This window comes from Kitasatospora sp. NPDC091257, from assembly GCF_044757675.1.
Taxonomy (GTDB): domain Bacteria; phylum Actinomycetota; class Actinomycetes; order Streptomycetales; family Streptomycetaceae; genus Kitasatospora; species Kitasatospora lactacystinica.
Window position 1 is genome coordinate 1 of the sequence record NZ_JBIVVI010000018.1, and the last position, 19,549, is coordinate 19,549.

The 19,549-nt window shown below is 69.6% G+C and carries 20 protein-coding genes and 2 tRNA genes; 10 read left to right on the top strand and 12 right to left on the bottom strand.

All coding sequences use genetic code 11. The features are described 5' to 3' along the window. Window positions 1-65: 65 nt before the first annotated feature. Window positions 66-150: transfer RNA gene (locus ACIQOV_RS01680), tRNA-Ser, on the top strand. Between the two features lie 100 nt (window positions 151-250). On the opposite strand, the gene ACIQOV_RS01685 is transcribed toward ACIQOV_RS01680, so the two are convergent. Then, the gene (locus ACIQOV_RS01685; RefSeq protein ID WP_401043680.1) at window positions 251-1,189 is read right to left on the bottom strand and encodes a tyrosine-type recombinase/integrase; all 939 of its coding nucleotides are present in this window, start codon (window positions 1,187-1,189) and stop codon (window positions 251-253) included. Here ACIQOV_RS01685 and ACIQOV_RS01690 point away from each other — a divergent pair. Beyond that, window positions 1,133-1,837, top strand: coding sequence for a hypothetical protein (locus ACIQOV_RS01690; protein ID WP_401043682.1), 705 nt, complete (start codon window positions 1,133-1,135; stop codon window positions 1,835-1,837). The genes ACIQOV_RS01685 and ACIQOV_RS01690 overlap by 57 nt on opposite strands. Before the next feature lie 164 nt (window positions 1,838-2,001). Further along, window positions 2,002-2,328 (top strand): hypothetical protein, encoded by a 327-nt coding sequence (locus tag ACIQOV_RS01695; RefSeq protein WP_401043684.1) that lies wholly within the window; start codon window positions 2,002-2,004, stop codon window positions 2,326-2,328. A gap of 103 nt (window positions 2,329-2,431) precedes the next feature. Here ACIQOV_RS01695 and ACIQOV_RS01700 read toward each other — a convergent pair whose 3' ends face one another. Next, on the bottom strand, window positions 2,432-2,908 hold the full coding sequence (locus ACIQOV_RS01700; protein WP_401043687.1) for an NUDIX domain-containing protein: 477 nt from the start codon (window positions 2,906-2,908) through the stop codon (window positions 2,432-2,434). Between the two features lie 89 nt (window positions 2,909-2,997). Beyond that, window positions 2,998-3,915 (bottom strand): FkbM family methyltransferase, encoded by a 918-nt coding sequence (locus ACIQOV_RS01705; protein ID WP_401043690.1) that lies wholly within the window; start codon window positions 3,913-3,915, stop codon window positions 2,998-3,000. Window positions 3,916-4,018: 103 nt separating this feature from the next. Between ACIQOV_RS01705 and ACIQOV_RS01710 the strand changes: the two genes are divergently transcribed. Next, window positions 4,019-4,519, top strand: coding sequence for an AAA family ATPase (locus ACIQOV_RS01710; protein ID WP_401043693.1), 501 nt, complete (start codon window positions 4,019-4,021; stop codon window positions 4,517-4,519). Window positions 4,520-4,769: 250 nt separating this feature from the next. Then, window positions 4,770-5,207, top strand: a complete 438-nt coding sequence (locus ACIQOV_RS01715) for a hypothetical protein (RefSeq protein WP_401043696.1) — start codon at window positions 4,770-4,772, stop codon at window positions 5,205-5,207. A gap of 152 nt (window positions 5,208-5,359) precedes the next feature. Here the strand turns inward: ACIQOV_RS01715 and ACIQOV_RS01720 are convergent, their stop codons facing one another. The 3 genes from ACIQOV_RS01720 to ACIQOV_RS01730 are packed head-to-tail and all read right to left on the bottom strand — an operon-like array spanning window position 5,360 to window position 8,447. Next, window positions 5,360-6,595, bottom strand: a complete 1,236-nt coding sequence (locus ACIQOV_RS01720; RefSeq protein ID WP_401043699.1) for a glycosyltransferase — start codon at window positions 6,593-6,595, stop codon at window positions 5,360-5,362. Next, window positions 6,592-7,296: a hypothetical protein gene (locus tag ACIQOV_RS01725; protein WP_401043701.1), complete on the bottom strand. Its 705-nt coding sequence runs from the start codon at window positions 7,294-7,296 to the stop codon at window positions 6,592-6,594. The genes ACIQOV_RS01720 and ACIQOV_RS01725 overlap by 4 nt, the downstream gene beginning before the upstream one ends. After that, window positions 7,293-8,447 carry a glycosyltransferase gene (locus ACIQOV_RS01730; RefSeq protein WP_401043724.1) on the bottom strand — a complete coding sequence of 385 codons (1,155 nt, stop codon included), beginning with the start codon at window positions 8,445-8,447 and terminating at the stop codon, window positions 7,293-7,295. Before ACIQOV_RS01730 ends, ACIQOV_RS01725 begins: the two co-directional genes overlap by 4 nt. Before the next feature lie 143 nt (window positions 8,448-8,590). On the opposite strand from ACIQOV_RS01730, the gene ACIQOV_RS01735 reads away from it, so the two are divergent. The 3 genes from ACIQOV_RS01735 (at window position 8,591) to ACIQOV_RS01745 (ending at window position 11,207) form a co-directional block, all read left to right on the top strand. Further along, on the top strand, window positions 8,591-9,562 hold the full coding sequence (locus ACIQOV_RS01735) for a multiprotein-bridging factor 1 family protein (RefSeq protein ID WP_401043703.1): 972 nt from the start codon (window positions 8,591-8,593) through the stop codon (window positions 9,560-9,562). Then, window positions 9,559-10,128: a peptide deformylase gene (locus ACIQOV_RS01740; RefSeq protein WP_401043705.1), complete on the top strand. Its 570-nt coding sequence runs from the start codon at window positions 9,559-9,561 to the stop codon at window positions 10,126-10,128. The genes ACIQOV_RS01735 and ACIQOV_RS01740 overlap by 4 nt, the downstream gene beginning before the upstream one ends. 608 nt (window positions 10,129-10,736) lie before the next feature. Further along, window positions 10,737-11,207 carry a hypothetical protein gene (locus ACIQOV_RS01745; RefSeq protein WP_401043707.1) on the top strand — a complete coding sequence of 157 codons (471 nt, stop codon included), beginning with the start codon at window positions 10,737-10,739 and terminating at the stop codon, window positions 11,205-11,207. Between the two features lie 310 nt (window positions 11,208-11,517). On the opposite strand, the gene ACIQOV_RS01750 is transcribed toward ACIQOV_RS01745, so the two are convergent. The 4 genes from ACIQOV_RS01750 to ACIQOV_RS01765 all read right to left on the bottom strand — a co-directional run bounded on the left by ACIQOV_RS01750 (window position 11,518) and on the right by ACIQOV_RS01765 (window position 17,041). Then, the gene (locus ACIQOV_RS01750) at window positions 11,518-12,924 is read right to left on the bottom strand and encodes a hypothetical protein (protein ID WP_401043708.1); all 1,407 of its coding nucleotides are present in this window, start codon (window positions 12,922-12,924) and stop codon (window positions 11,518-11,520) included. Continuing rightward, window positions 12,921-14,750, bottom strand: a complete 1,830-nt coding sequence (locus ACIQOV_RS01755; RefSeq protein WP_401043711.1) for a hypothetical protein — start codon at window positions 14,748-14,750, stop codon at window positions 12,921-12,923. Before ACIQOV_RS01755 ends, ACIQOV_RS01750 begins: the two co-directional genes overlap by 4 nt. A 128-nt stretch (window positions 14,751-14,878) precedes the next feature. Beyond that, window positions 14,879-15,664 carry a toll/interleukin-1 receptor domain-containing protein gene (locus ACIQOV_RS01760; protein WP_401043713.1) on the bottom strand — a complete coding sequence of 262 codons (786 nt, stop codon included), beginning with the start codon at window positions 15,662-15,664 and terminating at the stop codon, window positions 14,879-14,881. Between the two features lie 138 nt (window positions 15,665-15,802). After that, entirely contained in the window at window positions 15,803-17,041 is a 1,239-nt protein-coding gene (locus tag ACIQOV_RS01765) for a helix-turn-helix transcriptional regulator (RefSeq protein ID WP_401043715.1), read from the bottom strand. Between the two features lie 430 nt (window positions 17,042-17,471). Here ACIQOV_RS01765 and ACIQOV_RS01770 point away from each other — a divergent pair. After that, window positions 17,472-17,597: transfer RNA gene (locus ACIQOV_RS01770), tRNA-OTHER, on the top strand. 136 nt (window positions 17,598-17,733) lie between these two features. On the opposite strand, the gene ACIQOV_RS01775 is transcribed toward ACIQOV_RS01770, so the two are convergent. Then, window positions 17,734-18,438 carry a hypothetical protein gene (locus tag ACIQOV_RS01775; protein ID WP_401043717.1) on the bottom strand — a complete coding sequence of 235 codons (705 nt, stop codon included), beginning with the start codon at window positions 18,436-18,438 and terminating at the stop codon, window positions 17,734-17,736. A 168-nt stretch (window positions 18,439-18,606) separates the two neighbouring features. Between ACIQOV_RS01775 and ACIQOV_RS01780 the strand changes: the two genes are divergently transcribed. Beyond that, window positions 18,607-19,008, top strand: a complete 402-nt coding sequence (locus tag ACIQOV_RS01780; RefSeq protein WP_401043719.1) for a VOC family protein — start codon at window positions 18,607-18,609, stop codon at window positions 19,006-19,008. A 10-nt stretch (window positions 19,009-19,018) separates the two neighbouring features. Here ACIQOV_RS01780 and ACIQOV_RS01785 read toward each other — a convergent pair. Further along, on the bottom strand, window positions 19,019-19,549 hold a 531-nt coding region (locus tag ACIQOV_RS01785), incomplete at its 5' end, for a helix-turn-helix domain-containing protein (protein WP_401043722.1).

Sequence of the window (19,549 nt, forward strand, 5' to 3'; positions counted from 1 at the left end):
CCCATCCCTCCGCCTGCGGGACAGGTGGTCGCGACCACCCCGAAACATGTACTAAGCTCTCCCACGGAGGATTCGCCTAGAGGCCTAGGGCGCACGCTTGGAAAGCGTGTTGGGGGCAACCCCTCACGAGTTCGAATCTCGTATCCTCCGCCTTTGCCTAGCAAGGCAGAAGAAGGCCCCGACCGGGTTCCCGGTCGGGGCCTTCTTCGTATCGTGGTCTCAGTTTTGGTCTCAGTTGGGGTTCTGGGCCTCAGGCGGCGTCTTCGCCGGGCTCCTCCGGGCCAGATCCGACGTCGCCCCACAGAGCCTCGCCGATCTTCCTGCCGACGTCGTTCAGCATCGGCTCGGTGACGTGCTGGTAGCGCTGGGCCATCGAGGTCGAGGACCAGCTCATGATCGCCATGACGATCCGCTCCGGCACGCCGAGCAGGAGGAGGACGGTCGAGGCGGTGTGGCGGGCGTCATGGAGGCGCCCGTCGCGGATGCCGGCCTCGCGCAGGAGCCGCTTCCAGTGGTGGTAGTCGGTGCTGGGGTTGAGCGGCTCGCCGGTCTCCGAGGTGAAGACGTAGCCCTTGTCCGTCCAGAGGTCGCGTGCGAGGGCCCACTCGCGGTCCTGCTCCTCCTTGTGCTGCCGGAGGATCACGACGAGTTGCTCGGGCAGCGGCACCGCGCGTCGCCCGGCTCGGGACTTGGTGTCCTTGGTCTCGCGCCGGATCGGCTCCTTCTGCGGGCAGAAACCGGGCTTGCGCCCGCAGCGGTCGCCGCAGCCGTGCCGGTACTTGGGCCGCAGCCGGCCGCGCTTGACCCAGGCGACGCCTCGGGTGAAGTCGACGTCCTTCCACTGGAGCCCGAGCACCTCGCCCTGACGCAGGCCGAGGGCGAGCGCGAAGATCCAGCGGGCGGAGTTGCGGCGCTTGCGCGCCGTGTCCATGAGCGCCTGGACCTCCTCGATCTCGAACGGCTCGACCTCCTCCTCTTCGAGCTTCGGGGCCTTGGCGATCGTGGCCACGTTGCGGGTGAGGTGGTCACGCCGCAGGGCCTCGCCGAGGGCGACACGGATGGTGCGGTGGGCCTGGTGGGCGGTACCGGCGGCGCTGCCGGCGGCCTGCATCTTCTTGTAGAAGCGCTCCAGGTGCTCGGGTTCCAGCTTCTCCAGGCGGTGCGCGCCGAGGCCGGGGACGAGGTGCACTCGGACACCCGATCCAAGGTCCGTGCCGAACACCAGCAGGCCGCAGCCCTGCGCACCGCCGCCAAGCAACTCCTGCACACCGCCGGCTCCGGCGAGGACGGCGCCACCGCCGCCGCCCTGCTGTCCACCGCCGTCTTCGTCCTGATCGCCATTGCCCGCTGGCACCAGACCCGAGGCCACCAGCAGCAAGCCCACGCCGCCCAGCAGTCCCTCGTCCACGTGCGAACCGCCTACCGGCAGACGGCCGAGCCGGTCATCGCCGACCTCACCTGCCGCACCCCCACCCCCAAGACCACCGACCGCCTCGCCGCCCAGGTCCACGCCGCCGTCCCCGACCACGCCCAGCGCATCCTCGCCGACCCGTCCTGGCCCGCCCTGGCCACCGCGCTCGCCCAGGCCGAATCCTCCGGCCAACCACCCCGCCGAGCCCTCGCCGAGGCCGCCCAGCAACGGGAGCTCACCACCGCCGACCGCCCCGCCGAAGTCCTCCTCTGGCGCCTACGCAGCGCCACCAGCGACCGCATCAACCAGCGCACCCAGGCCGCACGCGCCCGCACCGGCAGCCGCACCACCCCGACGCCCGCGCCCACAACACCCGCCGTGCCGACCGGCACCAGGGCCGCCAACGACTCCAGCCGCCGTCGCTGACCACGACCGGAAACACCCGATGCCTCGTGCCCCGCCCACCCAGCCGCAGGAACGCCCGTGCGCACAGATGTCGGTTCGATGTCTTCTTCGGCGGCCGGGAACCATCCCGGCCGCCGTGCGTCTTGTGTGCTTGCCAACCGTCACCCGACACCGAAGGGCACCACTTGACCAACCCCAGCACCGACCACGACGGCCACCACAGAGCCGTCATCCGCGCCGTCCCTCACGCCGGCGAACTCGACGCCCGCGGTATCCCCATCACCTGCCCCAACTGCCGCGCCCGCCGCGATTGGCTTCTCCTCAACGTCCGCCAGCAGGTCTTCGTCCGCTGCCGCTGCGCGGCCGAGTGGCACGAGCCCGATCTCACCCGCGCGTACTTCGACCTGCACTTCACTGCCCCCGAAGACGAGTGGGACGAGTGGGACGACTACAACACCGCCATGCGGGCACTCGCCTTCGACGGCCTGCTCACCGGCACCACCTGGGACTAGACCAACAGCTCTACGGGCGGGCACCCGCTGGGTGGCCGCCCGTAGAGCGTCGGTCAGGCAGAGGTGCCGGCACTGGCAACCGCCCTTGCGCCCCGCCCGCCTATCACGCCGTGGTGGCCGACCATCCGTAGCGGGAGAAGGAGGGACCTCCAGCCCGGTATGTAGCAAGGGCCTGCGTAGCTGTCGGGAACGCAGGCTCAGGGAGGCGGTCCCCAGCGACCCACTGGGCAGCCAGGTGTTTGTCCGGCTCGGTGTTGGTCAGTTCGCCGGTCCACCTGTCGGTGGCGAAGACGAAGAGGACGAACTGCCCGGCCTGGTCAAAGCCCTGCTCTACGTGGATGACGTGGACGAGTACGAGATCGGCCGGGTCGACGAGCAGGCCGGTCTCCTCCTTGAGCTCGCGGGCAGCGGCCTCGTCCAGGGCTTCACCGGGCTCGACCTTGCCACCGGGGATGGTCCAGGCCGGCTGCGGCGACCAGTTGCGGGCGGTGTAGAGCACGGCGGCGACCGCGTCGGTGTCCTTGTCGTGAACGATCACGCTGACCGCATTTCGGCTGTTCATCACGCTGGTGGTGGTCACGGTGCCCACTCCTTGTTGAAGTGCCGGAGGATCTCGGTGGTCCGGCCGGGTGGCTGGGACTGGCTCCACAGCTCGGGCGGCCTGGATGCTCAGCGCCCGAGCGTGAGGCGGTCGGCGTCGGTGCGGGAGAAGACCAGGTCGGTCATCTGCTCCGGGGTCTTCGTGCAGCGGACGGGCGGCTGCGGTCGGCGCATGGCCTGGGGGTAGGTAGCCGGGTCGTAGTCGTTGGTGAGCGTGTACGGGTGGAAGCCGTACACGCGCAGGGCGTCGATGATGCCGGTGGCGCTCTCGCCCTGCTTGGCCAGGAGCTTGGGGGTGACTTCCACGACCAGCTCCACATCCTCGCGCAGGTGCGACAGCGCGGGCAGCAGTCCCCTGACCGCCGCCGCCTCGGCGCCCTCGACGTCGATCTTGATGACTCGGGCGGTGTCGAGTTCGGCCTGGCCGAGGAGTTCGGTGAGCGGTGCGGCCGGCACGTGGAAGGTGGTGTGGACGTGACGGGGTCGGATGGCGGTGGTGTGGCCGAGGTTGGCCGGGTCCTCCAAGTACAGGGTCAGGGTGCCGGTGAGGTCGGAGGCGGCGGCGCGGACGGTGCGGATGTTGGCGCGGTGATTGGTGGTGGCCGCGATGGTGAGGTCGTCGTGGAACTGCGGGGTGGGCTCGATGGCGATGACGCGGCCGGTCGGTCCGACTGCGTGGGAGGCCAGGAGGCTGAACGCGCCGCGGTGGGCGCCGACGTCGACGAAGGTGTCCCCGGGCCGCAGGCGGTCGCGCAGGAAGGCGCTCAGGTTCGGCTCCCACTCGCCGAAGAGGTACTGGTAGCGCTGGATGACATCACTGGTGGTGACGGTGACCAGGTCACCCGAGAGCAACCGGGCTGTGGTGTGGAGGGGACGGGTGCGCAGGTGGTCGTCGAGGAAACGGTCGATGAGCTGGGCCTTGCCGACTGTTCCGGGCGCGTGGCGGACGTAGGCCCGCAGCAGGCGGGCGAGGGCGGAGGCGGGCACGTGTGACTCCTTCGGATGGCGGAGGGTGCGGAACGCGGTTCTCGGAGACGGCCGTGGTGGCAGACTTGCCGGTGAACGCTGGTGGTGGTGAGGGGAGTTGTCGGTGGCCGAGAGTGGTCCGGTGGTGTTCCTGCTGGTGGGGCTCACCGGTTCGGGGAAGACGACCTACGCCCAGCGGGAGCTGGAGCCGCAGGGTGCGGTGCGGCTGTCGGTGGACGAGGTCGTCCACGAGCGGCACGGCCGGTACGGCGTCGACTATCCGGAGAACACCTACTTCGAGAAAGAGGCCCCGGTCGTCGCCGAACTGCACTCCCGGCTGGTCGAACTGGTCTCCGAGGGCCGGGACGTGGTGTGGGACCACGGGTTGTGGCCGCGCAAGGACCGCGAAGCGATGAAGGAGCTGGTGGAGTCGGCCGGCGGCCGGTGGCGGCTGCTGTACTTCCCCGTCGATCGGGACGAGCTGCTGCGCAGGCTGGCCGAGCGCAACCAGCGAGGGGACGCGAACGCGCTGATCGTGACCCCTGAGGCTCTGGACGACTTCTTCGCGCGGTTCGAGGCGCCTCAGGACGAGGGCGAGGAGATCGTGGAGCCGGGCTGGCTCTGACAGGGCGGGCGCCAGGCGGCGTGGATCTGGGCGGCTTCGGTGGCCCAGTCGTCGGGCAGGCGGTCGAGGGTGACGTGGCGGAAGGCCAGGCGGGGGTCGGAGACGTCGATGCGGCCGTGGTGGCGGTCGATGTGCTGCAGCAGGCGGGTGGCCTCGGTCCGGACGGCGGGGGTGTGCTCCAGGCGCCGGAGCTGAAGCGGTCAACCCTGCGCCGTAGGTCGTCCAGGACGCCGGCGCGCCACTTGAAGTGGTGGACGCACGCGAGCGTCTGCGGATCGGGCCTGCGGCCGGGGGCGCGGTGGTTGCCGGAGGCCACGACGACGTCCGAGAGCGCGAGGACGATCTTGCGGGGGTCACCCTGGAGGAGGCGGTGGGTGAGGTGGCCGCCGAGCGGGAAGGCGCGGTCGAGTCCGGTCTCGGGGCGCCAGAGGGCGAGTCGGCCGTCAGCGGCCACGCGGTCGAGCATCAAGCCGCCCACCACCGCCCAGCCGTTCTCTTCGGCTGCCTCGGTGATCTCGCCGAGTGGGGCCGGGTACGTCTGGAACTCGTCGGAGTCGGCGAGCAGGTGCCAGCCGGGGCCGGCCTGCTCCCGCAGCGCGTCGCGCAGTTCGGTGTTGGTGTGCTCGTGCCACGCTCCGGTGCTGACCTGGCCGGTGGGGAGGCCGAGGCTCTCAGCGGTGTCCAGTAGCTGGCGGCGCCAGGCGTCGGGGACGTGCTCGGCGAAGTGGAAGGCGAGGCGGAAACGCTCGACGCCGAGCGCGCGGTAGTGGGCGGTCCAGGCGGTCAGCAGGGCCGGTTCGACCGGGCCGATCACGGCGACCAGGGTGGGGGGAGCGGGCGTCATCGGTACTCCTTGACCAGGTCGGTGTACGTCTCGGTGAGGTAGGCGGCCTGCTCGGAGGCCGGGAGCATGTCCAGCACCGCAGGGGCCCGCGTCCCCGGCCGGGCGGTCGGCCCGTCCGCCAGCTGGTCCAGGGCCTTGGCGAGGGCGCCCGGGTCGCCGGCCCGGAAGAGCTGGACCCAGGGCTGTTCGGCCAGCCGCTCGGTCAGGTCCGGGTCGTGGTCGGAGACGACCAGGGGGACACCGAGCCGGGCAGCGTCCATGACCAGCCCAGACTCCTTGCCGGTCCCGGGACGCCGTGCCACCAGGGCGGCATCGGCGGCAGCGTAGACGAGCCGAAGGACGTCCTCGCCGACCGGGCCGGGCACGGTGTGGACCCGGACGAGGGGCAGGCGGTGCCAGCGTTCGAGTACCGCGTCGTCCAGCGGAGTGCCGCAGACCAGGACGTGTAGCGGCTTGGTGAGGCGGGCCAGGGCCGCGTCGACGGTGGCGATGTCCTTGTAGGGCCACCAGCCGCCGACCAGGCAGACCGCCGTCGCCGAGTCGGGGATGGTGAAGGCGGCGCGGGCACCGTCGCGCTCGGCGGCGGTGAGAGGCCGACCGTCGTCGACCGCGAACGCCCGCACCCGCCCTGGGAGGTGGGGGAAGGCCGGGGAGAGCCGGTCGCGGACGGCGGTGGTCGGGTAGAGGGCGACCACGTGCTTCTCGCTCCGCCGGGCGAGCCGACCCAGCAGCCGGACGGGCGAGTCTTCGGTGGTGACCTGCTCGTGGATGAACCGCAGGTGCGGGGTGCCGCCGAGCAGGGCGGCCAGGCCGTGCAGGGCTTCGCTCGCGCTGAGGATCACCACAGCCGCTGGCTGAGGGGCAAGGCGGCGGGCGGTACGCAGGCATCCGGCTTCGATCAGGCAGCGCGCGACCAGGGTGACCTGGTGCGGCAGTCGGCGGAGCGGCAACGGCCAGTGCCGTGAGCGGAAGGCCCGCTTGCCAGCGGTCGATACGCGTTCCGCCGCGCGGGCTGCGGCCAGCAGGGCCTTCGCTGCCGGCCCCACCGGTCCGGCAGCAATGCAGGAGCTGGCCCGCAGCAGCGGACCGGGCCCGTCTGCGATCCCCTGCGGGGTGATGACCACGGCACCCGGGCGGGCGGCGGCGAGCGCCGTCAGCGTGCGCTGGTGGTGCCCGCCGCCGAGGTGCGCCTGCGGCTCGATCAGGACCAGCGGCCCGCAGCGGGTGCTCATCCGGCGACCGCCTGCTCGCCGTGCAGCGTGATGAAGTGCCGGTGCAGCCAGGGCGGATCGTTGAGCGCCTCGAAGCGCTTGGGGTCGCGGGCCGCAGTGCGGGCGAACTCGAGGCCGTCGCGGGCCCCGGCTGCCGCGTAGTCGGCGAAGTCGCCGTCCTTGCTGGCCGTCCAGGCGTCGATGCGTTCCTGGGCGGAGGCGTCGGTCATGCCGTACTCGCTGCCGCGCGCGAGCATCGCGCACTCCCGGAAGCCCGCCTTCCAGGCGTGGAACGGGGTCTGGTTGAACAGGGTGGTCCCGGCTGTGTGCGGGCTGAACTCGACCCGGCCGGGCAGCGCGGCCAGCACGTCGACGGCCTGGCCCATCTCCTGCAGTGCGCTGGTGCGGATCAGCTTGAGGCCGCCGTACCCGTAGGTGAGCCCGTTGACCGGGTTGACGGCCCGCCAGACCCGCATCGACACGCCCGATGCCAGCGGCTCCACCGCGCTGGCGGGGAAGGCGGGGTCGATGGCGAAGTCGCCATCGGCAAGGAAGAACTGGTCGGTGTCGACGAGTTCGGCCGTGAGCCGGTAGGCGCGGCGCATCCCGCGCACCCCGTGCAGACGCTTGACGGTTCCGCCCAGTACGCGAGCCAGGCGGGTGTGCAGGGAGTCGGCCAGCGGCTCGTCGTAGGAGAGCAGGACCGCGTCGAAGCCGGTCACTTGATCGCCTCCAGGTAGCGTGCGGCCACCGCAGCGGGCGTCAGGTCCGTGGTGGAGGCGTGCGCGCGCTTGGCGTGCACCAGGTAGAACTCGGGTTCGGTGGCGAGGCGTTCGGCGATCCGGACGGCCTGGTCGTCGGTGTCGAACACCAGCTCCGGGTCGAGGTGCTCGGCCAGCCAGCCGATGCGCGGGCCGATCACCGGCAAGCCCATCGCCTGGCAGTCGATGACCGACATGGACCAGGGGCAGCCGGGCCGGAACGGCGCGATGCCGAAGTGGGCACCGGCCAGCAGGTTGCGGTAGCGGACGCGGTCGCCGCGGTCGGAGGCGATGGCGACGCCGTCCACGGCCGCCAGCTCCTCCAAGTTCCGCTCGGGGCTGGGATCCAGGCGGATCCGCTCGGCGCTGCGGGTGCCGAACAGGTCCATCACGGTCAGCCGCACCGGGGCCTCGGCGACGAGGTGGCGGGCGAGCTGGGTGAAGCGGGCGGTGCCGTAATGGGCGTACAGGCGGTGGTTGTAGATGCCGACCACCCGGCCCTCCGGCGGGGCGATCTCGGCAAGGTCGCGGACCAGGCGCACGTCCCTGGGGGCGGGGACCACGTGCAGCTTCTCGGTGAGCTCGACGCCGGTGCGGGCGGCGGCAGCGGCGGTCCACGAGGCGGCGGTGCCGGAGTGGACCAGGACGCGGTCGCAGGCCGCGAGGCCGGCGGCGAAGGCCAGTAGGACGCTCCGGCCCAGCCCGCCGTCGTCCATCGCGGGGTCCAGCTCCAGCTGGCCGGTGTCCGTGAAGGAGAACGGCAGGTAGTGGCAGTAGCCGACGATCCGCGCGTCCACTCCGGCTTCCAGGAGCGCGGCGCGGATCGCGGGGGCGGCCTCGATCTGGTTGGCCACGACCACTTCAGGCTGCTGGCGGCGGAACAGCCGCACCAGGGCGTCCACGCCCGGGTTGAAGCGGGCCCGGTACTTGGTCGACGGCGAGGCGGTCCGCACGAACTGCGCGCGGTCGTCGCCGGCCGGGACGGGAGCGGCCACGGTGACCTCGACCCCGGCGTCGGCCAGGGCCGGGGTGAGCATGTCGGCGAAGGTGTAGCCGGAGTCGGCAGTCAGCTGGCTGGAGTTGGAGACGTTGAGCAGGTACAGCAGGCGCATCACTTGAGCCCTCCCTCTCTCGGCCCGGGTGTCGACCCGGGCTGGCAAAAGAAGGAAACCGGCGACCAGGAGCGTGACAGAATGATGAATCGAGATCACTCACGGTTCATTCATCTCATCCAGCAGCCAGGGCGGGGGCCTTGATGGACGAGCGCGACGACAGCCCGACCGTTGAGCAAGCCGCCGAGGCGTTCGCAGCGGAGGTCTCGTACTGGCGCGAGGTGCGCGGCCTGTCCAAGCGGGGGCTCGCCCTCAAGATGGGCTTCGACCCGTCGTACGTGAGCCACGTGGAATCCGGCCGGCACAAGCCGACCGAGGACTTCGCGCGTCGCTCGGAGGAGACCCTCAACGCGGGCAAGGCCGTCTGGAAGCGCTGGCTGGACTACGAGGCTGCCAAGAACCGAGCGGCCCCGGCTGCGGCTCCACCAGCCCCGCGCCGCCCCGAACAGCCGTACGCGACGGGCTCAGCGATCATCGTGGCCCACGACGGCGCCCGCCTGGACTTCGACGGCTCCCACTACCGGCTGACGATGCGCCGGCTGTTGCGGAACACCGGCAGCGAGCCGATCACCCGCTACCTGATCCGCATCAGCGTTGACCGCTACCCCGGCGAGCCCGAGCGCTCCAATGCCCACTACCGCGAACACCCGCTGACCTGGGACGAACTCGCACTGACCGCGACATGCCGCGGGGAGGCGATGAACTGGCAGACCAAGCACGACCGCGACGCGTTCAAGGAAGTGTGGCTGCTGTTCGAGAACGAGCAGGGCCGCTTCCCGCTCTACCCGGGCGAGGAGGTCTGGATCGAGTACGCCTACTCGGTCGGCGAGGAGAAGTGGGGCCGCTGGTTCCAGCGCGCGGTCCGTCTGCCCACCGAGCACCTGGAAGTCGAACTCGCCTTCCCATCTGACCTCGACCCCGCCGTGTGGGGAATGGAGACGTCCATGACGGCCGAGGCGGCGCCGCTGCGGACCGCCCCGATCCGGCGGGAGGAGGACGGGATGCGCGTCTTCTCCTGGAGCACGTCCACGCCGGCCCTCCACGCCCGGTACCGTCTGGAATGGCGGTTCCGGGCCCGACCCGAACGCGACACGATCCAAGGGGAGTTCAGGTGATCCAGGTGCGGCCCAGCGAGCAGATGCGTGACCTCGGCGTCGTCCAGAAGGGCGAGCCCGTGCTCGCTGAGCCCGCCCGAGCGTTCGACCTGCCCACCGAGCGCGGGGCCGCCGAGCAGGTCATCGAGAAGCTGTTCACCGCCATGGAGCGCATCGGCCAGGTCCACCCTTTCGCCAAGGGCATGGGTATCGCCGCACCGCAGATCGGCATCGGCCGCGCCGCTGCCATCGTCCAGCCTGCTGCCCCGGACGCTCCGGCGATCGTCCTGCTGAACCCGCGGATCACCGACCGCTCCGACGAGGCTGACGAGCAGTTCGAGGGCTGCCTGTCCTTCTTCGATGTCCGCGGCATGGTGCCCCGCCCACTGCGGATCACCGTGGAAACCACCACCCTGGACGGCCAGCTGGCCACCACCACCTACGAGCGCGGACTCGCCCGCCTGATCCACCACGAGATCGACCACCTCGACGGCCTGCTCTACACCGCACGCATGGTCGCCGGCGTCGAGCCCATCCCTGTCGAGCTGTACCGGCAGACCGGCCAAGCGTGGTCCTACGAGCGGTGAGCGCCAGCACAGCGCGCGCTGAGCACACGTGCGGGCCCAGGACGTTCCGCTCGGTGTCAACGAACAACCGCTCTCCGCTCTTTCCGGTGATCACCACCCTGATCGACACCGCAGAGGCCGGGGCATCGCAACACTCGTCGTGTGGCCGACCCAACAACTCACGTACCGGGCGAGCCCGGCCAGCCCCGGGAAGAGCGCCTCGGGCCAGCAGGAGAGCTGGCCGCTGGCGTCGCCCGTGTGCGGTTCCCGCTCACGCGCTGGATCCTCGCGCCTCGGACGACATGGCGCGCCCGCCACTTGGCCGCCGATTTCGGGGCTGGGATAGATGCGCGTACCGCCTGGGTAATGGCGCGGCTGGCACGGCACCCGGAGGAGTACGACTACGCGATGGCGCACCTGGACGGCGAGGAGCAGACCGACTGAGGCTGCGGCGCATCGTCGGAGTTGAGAAGGTCCTGGTCTCGGGATTAGCGGTTCGACTGAACGCAACCCGTTGCGTCCACGAGCCCCAGTAGCGGGCATGAGCATGTCTGCCGTATGGGGGAACACCCGCCAAGCACCGCCCCAAAACCCACGGCATCGGGCGAGCCACCGTGACAATCGCCGCTATGACATCCATGACGGCAACCTTCCACCAGGTCCTGCAGACTGCGCTGGCCAGCCGGGAGACGGTGAGCATCCGCAGGACCCTGATCGAGATGCTCGAACGGGAGCCCTCCAAGTCAGAGATCGGTGCGGCCAGCAAGGTGGCCCGAAGGATCGCCGAGAGCGGGGACGCGGTCCTCATCTCCCTGCTTCCCGACCAAGCCGGCGCCGACGCGTACGTGCCCACGGCCCGTGGAAGCGAAAGGCGTGCATCGAACTACCTGACTGTGGACGAGAAGATCATCAAGGACTTGCCCTGCCGTGTCGAGCTCGCCACGGAGAAGTGGGACGCGGTCATCGACGAAGGCATGCGGTCCACCCAAAAGATGATCGAAAGCAACCCACTTCTGTCGAGGTTCCTGCCCGGTTGGAAGGCCGAACCGCGTGCTGAGGAGCGGGCTCGCCTCTTGGCGGAGGCGGCAGGAGCCAGCTGACCAGAGACGTCGTGAGCAGGGGCTGTCGGGCCCGGTGGGCGGAGCCAGCTGGTCTCAGTTTTGGTCTCATTCACCCCCGTCCAGGTGGGTTCAGCCGCCGCCCAGTGGTTCGCTCCGGCGCAGGTCAGGACGGGTGTTAACCCCGGCGGACGGCGTTCGGGAGAATTGGAAAGCGTGTTGGGGGCAACCCCTCACGAGTTCGAATCTCGTATCCTCCGCCGGCAGAAGGCCCGGACCGCTCAGCGGTCCGGGCCTTCGTTGCTTCATGGTCGCAGTCGGCAGATTTACCGGCTGTAGAACGCAGCAAACGTCAGTGATCGGTGTCCCAGCCGCGTTCCGGTGGCTCCTGTCCGGCGGGAGCTTCAGACTCTGTCGGCAGCATGGAGGCGTCGGTCACCTCGTGCTGCGACAACGCGCCCCAGGTCACGCGATTCATGCTGTAGTAGTCGTCCACGGTGTTGAGCCTCTCAGTTCGGTCGGCGATCGGTACCTGATCAACCTGGCCACCGTGATCTCGGTGGCCTTGGCGCTCGGCCCGCTGCTCCTGGACGGTCCCACCGGAGCCCGGAGAGGGGGCTGGCATCTGCGACTGTTCGCCCTGCGTCTCCTCAGCAGGCGACGCCTTGCCAGACCATCGACCCGACAGGTGCTGCCGGATTCGCTCCGCGGCGACGACCCGGCCGGCGGCGTCGGTCGAGCGCGCGATTCGGTGCACGAGCACCTCGCGCTCGGCAGATCCCTCCTCCAGGCCGAGTTCGTCCAGCAGCTGGCGAATATGTTCGACAACGGCCTCGTCCGATTCCACCACCGGCGGAGCGCTGGGACCGAGCGGGATCGCCACTCCAGCGCGGTCCTCAGCCGGATGCTCCGGCGAGGCGGGGTCGCCCATGGGGAATGCGGGCCCGGGGGTCGAAGCGCCTGCCACGAGGCGCCGGAACGGCTCGGCGACCTCGGTGTTGTTGGCGGCGGCGGAAAGCTGGGCGAGCGGGCCAATCATGTCCACTGCCTTTTCAACCTCGTCTTCGTGGCGTGTCAGCCACCACACCACCGCACTACCTGGGCTCTTGAGCACCTCCTCGCCGAGGTAGGTCCGCCTGTTCCGCTCATAGTGCCGGTGCTGTTCCCAGGCATCCTCCGTCTTGTGGAGTCTTGCCAGCTTCTCAAGACGGTCGCGGTCAGCCGGGTACAGGGTCAGTGAAACGTCGGTCGCCAGCGAGGTGACACGCGCCGACGCGTCCGCGGCCTCCGCGCCCAGCGTGCCCGCCAACCGATAGCTGGCTGCGGCCGAGTGGTACGGATGTTCGTGGTTGGTGACGAACTGCGCCCGCTCCAGTACTGCGGACACGGCGAGGTTCACCAAGTTGGCGTGTGCAAAGTCGGGAAGGCTGTGGGTCGCCCGCCAGCGCACGGTGGCGGAGAACACGAAGCTGTAGTCGGGTAGTGCACTCGGAAGCGCCAGACCCTCCACCCGGGTCTCTCGGAAGGGCGGTTCCGCGGGAGCGCTCGGACCGGCGTACAGCGGCTCCGGTGGTACCTCAACCACCTGGGGAGACGGGACAGGATGGCGCATCACCAACAGACCCAGGCCGGCTGCCACGGTCGTTGCGAGGAAGACGTCCAACCAGACTGGCCAGCCCGACAACCGACCAACCAGGACGAGTGCCGCCCCGCAGACGAGGACGAGCAGGATGGGCAGCGCCTTGCTCTTGAACTTCATCGGTGCTCCTTTTCTGAGGCACCAGGACGACCGTCAAGGGTCTCGATGCCCTGCTCGAAGTCGATCTTTTGCCAACACCGGTACGCGGTCGCCATACGGGAGGCCGCCTGCTCGGGCTGCACCTGAGCCCCGGCCTCGGCCCAGTCACGGGCGATCAGGTAGAAGTCGTTCAGAACGGACTGGCGGCCCCCGGCCGCCTGAAGCATGACGTCCAACGCGCGCGCCCATTCATCGGCGTCTACTGCGGTGAGCCACTCGTGCGCGATCGGCGCCCAGCGGTCTGCGGGTAGCACGAGCACCGCCTGCCATCCGGCGCGCAGGGTCCGCCACGGCGGCGGGAACGGAATCCCAGCGGGTTCCAGAAGTTCAAGCAGCAATGTGAAGTTGGGTTCCGGAGCGGTACGCAATCGGGCGAGCACCCGGTCGACCAACTGCTGGTAGAGGCGTCGGTTCGCCCTGACCAGTTCCAGAAGCTCCGCCCGAGCGGCGTCAATCTCTTCACCACCAGAACGGAGCGCAAGGTGGTGCAGCCGCACGACCGCCTGATCGGGGTGGGTTGGGGCAACGATGTGCCGACAGACACCTGTCAGCACGCGGACGAGATCGGGGCCGAGCCGCGGGCCGACCGCCCATTCGTAGATCTTCGAGCGGACCTTGGCGCCGTACCGCTCGTGGGTTAGTCCCTGTTCAAGGAGGGTCGCCGCCTCGGTGTTCAACCGTCTGGACCTGCCAGGACGTGTCCACAGTTCGGCCAGGGTGAAGAGGTCGCCAGGGCGTCCTGCAGCAAGTGACTGCTCGGCGAAGCGGACAACCAGGTTCGTCCGGTCATCACCCGTGAGTGCTGGCAGCGTGACGGCCCGGCCAACCCAGTTCCGAAGGTTCCCCCGTAGGTCTGGAAAGTTGGCCCAGAAGTGAGTCCGTACAGCACTGTCGTACGCGAGTCGCTCAAAACCTATCCGGCTGTCGTGGTCACGCCGGATATGTAATGACGTCAGCTGTTCGCCAAGATCGGCTTGGGCCAACCGGTGCGTCTCGTCACCGCTGTGCCGGAGTTCGGCCAGTAGACCGAGCGCTCCGTGAAAGACAGCGTCGGAGGTGGCACCGTTCAGCATGGCGGCGGTGAGCAACAGGGCTCGATCCTGCGCGGTGCGATGGGTACTGACCTGCCTGGCCACCTCACCGGCCCAATTGGTAACCGCGGCAACCGCCTCGGCGCGCCAAGCGGAGAACTCGGAGCCGTAGTGGCCGCTGTCCCGCGCGCGACCGATCATCTCAGCGAGTCTGGCGAGCTCGCGCATCGGAGACTCATGCAGGAGTTGTTTCAGCTCTGGTTCGTCCAGCTCTTCCGGGTCGAACCCGATGCCGGCCACTCGGAGGTAGCGGCTGAGCACCGCCGGCCCGTACGGCCTCCCAACCCGTACGACGAGTGGCGCGAACTCGGCTTTCAGTAGGTAATCGAGACCAGCTGGCAGAACAACGACCAAACGAGCACCGCTGTGTTCGACCACTGCTCGGTAGGAGGTCAGGACGCGCTGAGCGCCCAGGTACCGGTCGTCGGGCGTTCCGGACAGGTCGAGAAGGAACCGGTCGTGCGGAGCGGCGTCCAGACCGCCTTCATCGCGCTCCACCGACAGCTCCTCGAACCTCCCTGCTGGGAGGTCGAGTTGGTGAAGCAGCATGGTCGCCGCGGTCCGTCGACCACAACCTTCTGGGCCCTCCAGCAGGACGACGGAACCGGGGGCGGTCAGCCTCTCGACGGCGGTGCCGTAGTGGTCGGGCGGCACGAACCAGCGACTGAGCCGCAGCCGATGCTGGTGGGCGATCACCAACGGATTCACGCCCGACCGGATTAGGCGATCGGAGGTGGCAGCGGTGTGCCAGAAGTTGTACTGCGGCCCACTTCCACTGTGGAGTGGTCCCGCTGACTCGCTGACCCAAGTATTTTCCCCGCCGCTCACCTGGCTCCGCCCTCGGGGCGACGGCGGTTGTCGACGTCGGTGCGAAGGGTGCCGGAGTGCTTGCCGGCGATGTAGGTGACGCCCATCCCGTCCCCGGAGAACCGCGGAGCTGTGTGCTGATCTCCGCTTCCTGTGTGAACCGGTCCGCTCGACTCACTGATGAAGGTGCCGGAGAATCCTCCGGCGAGGTTGCCGATGCCGCCGCGTTGGCGGCTGCGGATCTCATGGGCTCGGATCTGGACGCCGTGGTACCGGGGGTCGTCATCCTCGGCCGACCGCCGCTGGTCGTCGCTGGCATTCTGGTGGTCGACAGCAGCCAGTTGCGGAACGAGATCGGCCAGGTCGTTCGCGATGCGGGTGAGGTCGGCATCGGCATCGCGCAAGTCCAGTCGCCGATACTGGTGATCAGCCAGCCCGGCCAACGCCGACGGTAGTTCCGCCCGTCGGAGCCTCGGCGCTCGGTCAACCAGGATAGGAACGATCAGGGCGCCGGACTCGAACGCCTCGATGATCTCCCTGCGAGTCCAGTCCTCGGGATTGTCGAGTGCCCGGCCCCCGTCCGCGCTCCGCGCGTCCACCCAACGCGATCCGATGACGGGCAGCAGGACACTACTGCGGCGGACGGCGGTGATCAGGGCCTCCGGGAAACGCTGGCCTGCTTCGATCGACTTGCTGGCCCGGAAGACGCGCTCGCTGCCGAAGCGCCGGGAGAGCTCCCGCTCGATCAGGGTGGCGGTGCCTTCCTCATCGCCGGTGCGGTAGTTGATGAAAATGTCAGGCATGGCGGATTCCCCTCCAGAGGGTCGGTGTTTTCGAGTACAGCAATGGAGCAGTCACATCGGGCTCCCACACGAGGAGGTGCCACGCAGGAGGGAATCCGGTGAAGCGGGATTCCCTCGATCTCAGGCTGGCCCGTGGTATCAGGACCGGCTCGGATGCAGGGCGCTGGTCAGCGCAGGTTGGAGATTGCGGACAGATCGGTTAGTGCGAAAGCGCGCCAACTCCTTCGCAAGAAGCCGGATGTCCGCGGTCACCGTGGCCGAACGCACAGCTACGGCCAAATCGAGCAGTTCGCCGGCAATTTCACAAGAGTGTTCGATCTCGCCGGCCGCGGCGTGTGCCAGTGCCCGCCGCAGTCCGTACCTGGCCCGGGTTCGTAGTGCCTGCGGCGAAATGCGCAGGCACTCCCGGTCGAAGACTTCGGCGGCCTCACGAGGCCGTCCAAGGTCGAACAGGCACCACCCAGTCACCATGGCGGCCGGATCGACCAGGTGACTGGTACCGATCACCGGTCCGGTGCCGGCCCGTGCCGAGGCAGAGTCGAGCAGCTGACGGGCTCGGTCCAGACTGCGCATGCAGGCCAGCTCGTCTCCGGCCAAGGCGTGTCCCTGTGCCTCGCGTTGAGCGGCCAACCCACGAATCCGCGGTGGCAGTCGACTCTCCTGCGCTCGGCTCGCGAGCGCGATGGTCTGTTCGGCATCGGCGTCGTAGAAGGTGACGAGTGCGCGCCGGACAAGGGCGTAGAAGGCAAGGTCACGGTCACCCCCCGCCTGAGCGAGCCCAACAGCCTTGGCGGTCCAGTCGAGGGCGGACGCGTTGTCACCGGCCTCCTGTGCCATCCAGCCCGTGTAGTCGGCAAAGTGGGCGGCAAGGACGAACAGTCGTGCACCGTCACGCGGACCGCTGCTGGCGGCGACCTTGGCAACGGTACGGGTTTGGGCTTCGAGCAGGTCGAGGAGAGCGGACGGCTCGGTGGCCTGGCCAAGCTGTCGCATCTGATCGAGTTGCGCCCGGAACGGCCCGACAAGTGACACGCCGTCCGGCGGGTCGATCCGTTCACCATCAACTGGACTGAACCCGATCAGCGACGCCGCTCCAGCTGCTAGCAAGCCACGACGTGCCATCAGCCGACCTGCCCCGGACATCCGTCCGAGACGGCTGGACGAGTGCGGGACCACCAATGCCTGCAAGCGTCCAGCTGATCCGAACAATGCGTCGCACCGCCGGGCCAAGCCGACGGAGGGCCGCTTTTCGCCACGCTCGATTCGGCTGAGATGGCTCCTGCTGTAGTTCACCTCTTGGGCAAGACCCCCAAGGGTGAGACCGGCCTCGTCTCGCAGTCGGCGCAGTTCCCGACCGAAATCAAACGACATGATCATGCCAATCCTTCCCATGGCGATGCCTGAAACTGGGTGATCTGGGCGGGTGATCGGAGCAATCCCGCTGCTCTGAGGGAGAGTTTGGCACGCACTCCGCCCGCAAAGGGGCGATCCGGACGAGTTGTCCGTTGCCTCTTTGCGATGACTCCAGAGCACGCCGTCCGACGTTACGGCGCCATGCGTGGAGCCGGGGTTCGAGACCCCGCCGGCCCCAAGCCTCGTCCCGTCGCAGCCCTCACTACCGCGCCGCCGCGACTGGCAGGGCTGCCTCCTCTAACCAATTGAAGAACCTTCTGGCAGAGCCCCAGGTGGAGCGGTCAGAATTCGCGAACAGACGAGCCCGCGACGCACACGAAGGCCTACGCCCACCGACAAGACAGAGGCAGCTGGTCTCACTTCTGGTCTCGTTCGCCACCGTCCGAAGCCGTTCGGAGGAGGCTGGGGCAATCACACCGCTCCAGGTCAGTACTGGTGTGGACCCCGCTGAACGGAGCCGAGGAGAATTGGAAAGCGTGTTGGGGGCAACCCCTCACGAGTTCGAATCTCGTATCCTCCGCCTTCACGAAGGCCCCGACCGGTTCACCGGTCGGGGCCTTCGTCGTTCCCGGCGCCGTCGGCGGTCTCGGGGCGGGGTTTTCGCGTTGCCCGGGCCCTTCTGCGGCTCCTGGTTGGGACGCGGGCGGCACGGCGGGCTACTGGAGGATGTTGATCGCGCGGGCGATCACCAGGGCTCCGACCGCCAGTGAGACGGCGGCTTGGGCCATCATCAGCGCCTTGGCCCACCTCCGGATCGCGGAGACGTCGGTCGGGCTGAAGGCCGTGGCCGTCCAGAAGGACAGCGAGAGGTAGTCCGCGAAGACCGGCACCCAGTCGGGCGGTGCGTGGTGCGGGTACTGCATCTCCGGGAAGACGAACGCGGGGTCGGCGAACGGCCGGTACGCCCGTGCGGCCGCCCCGCCCCGGTCCAGGTCCCAGTACCAGAGCGCGAACGCGATGACATTGGTCGCCCAGACCACACCGCCGGTCGCCAGCAGGCCGGTGGCGTTGTTGGCGTAGATCGTGTTGCCGGTCAGGATGTCGGTCACCAGCCGCCCGGCGGCGAACAGGTTCGCCAGCGTCACGAACGCGATCACCAGGTCGGTGACCACGCGCAGCCACCGCCGGCGGCGGTCGATGCGACCGGGGTCACCGACGACCAGCACGGCGAGCAGGACGAGCAGGACCGCCGGCAGCGCCCACGGGGGGCTCTCCCGATAGGTCTCGGGAAGCAGGACGTGCAGCAGGGCGGTGGTCAGCACCGCGGAGACGACCGGCCACCATCGTTCTCCGGCCCGGGCGGGGGCCGTGCCGGGCGATGGGTGCTCGGGTGGCGTTCCCGAGGAGTCCGGTGTGGGCATGACCCATTCTGATCCGGCGCCGCGACCCGCGCGGGGACCGCGCGCGTCGGGGTGTCGGTGCCGCTTCGTGGCGGGCCCGCGCGGGCGGCCCGCGCGGGCGGACCGGGCGGGCCCCGGGTGTCCGATTCGTTCAAGACCGGGTGCGTGGGGGTGTCTAGCGTGGCAGGCATGAACAGCACATCTGCACCGCAGTTCGCCTTCGTCGGGCTGGCCGTTTCGGACATGGCCGCCTCGGTCGCCTTCTACCGGAGGTTGGGGGTGGAGTTTCCGGCAGGGGTCGAGGGGGAGCCGCACGTCGAGGGCACGTTGCCGGGAGGGCCGCTGCTGGTGCTCGACGCCGAGGCCACCATCCGGTCGTTCCATCCCGCGTGGCAGCCGCCGAGCGGCGGCACGCGCACCGCGCTGGCGTTCCGCTGCGCGAGTCCCGCGCAGGTGGACGCGGTGTACGAGGAGTTGACCGGCGCCGGGTACCACGGGGAGCTGAAGCCCTGGGACGCCTTCTGGGGGCAGCGGTACGCCGTGGTGCACGACCCGGACGGCAACGGGGTGGATCTGCTCGCGCCGCTGTAGGGGAAGGAGGCTAGGGGAGCAGTAGCGCGGTCACCGGCATGCCCGTCAACTCCCGTACGTCGCGGGACAGGTGGGCCTGGTCCGCGTAGCCGGCCCGGGCGGCCGTGTCGGCCAGTGGGACGCCGGCGCGGGCGAGGGCCAGGGCGCGTTGCATGCGCAGGATCCGGGCGAGGGTCTTGGGGCCGTAGCCGAAGGCGGTCAGGGAGCGGCGGTGAAGTTGGCGCGCGCCGAGGCCGACCGTCCCGGCCGTCGCGGCGACGGACCGCCCGGCTGCGAGCGAGGCGGCCACCGCGCGGATGAGCGGGTCCTCGGGCGGCGCCTCGGCCGCCAGGCGCAGCGCGAGGGCTTCCAGTGCGGCGGCCGGGTCGGGGGCCTCGTCGATGCGTTCGGTGAGGTGCCGGACCTCGGCGGCGGGCCGCAGGTCGACCAACTCGACACGGCGGTCACGGAGTTCGTGGGCCGGGACGCCGGGGCGGGAGAGGAGCCAGGCGAGGGCGAGGTCGGCGGGGTCGGCGCCGAGTTCGGCGGCGAAGTCCTCGTA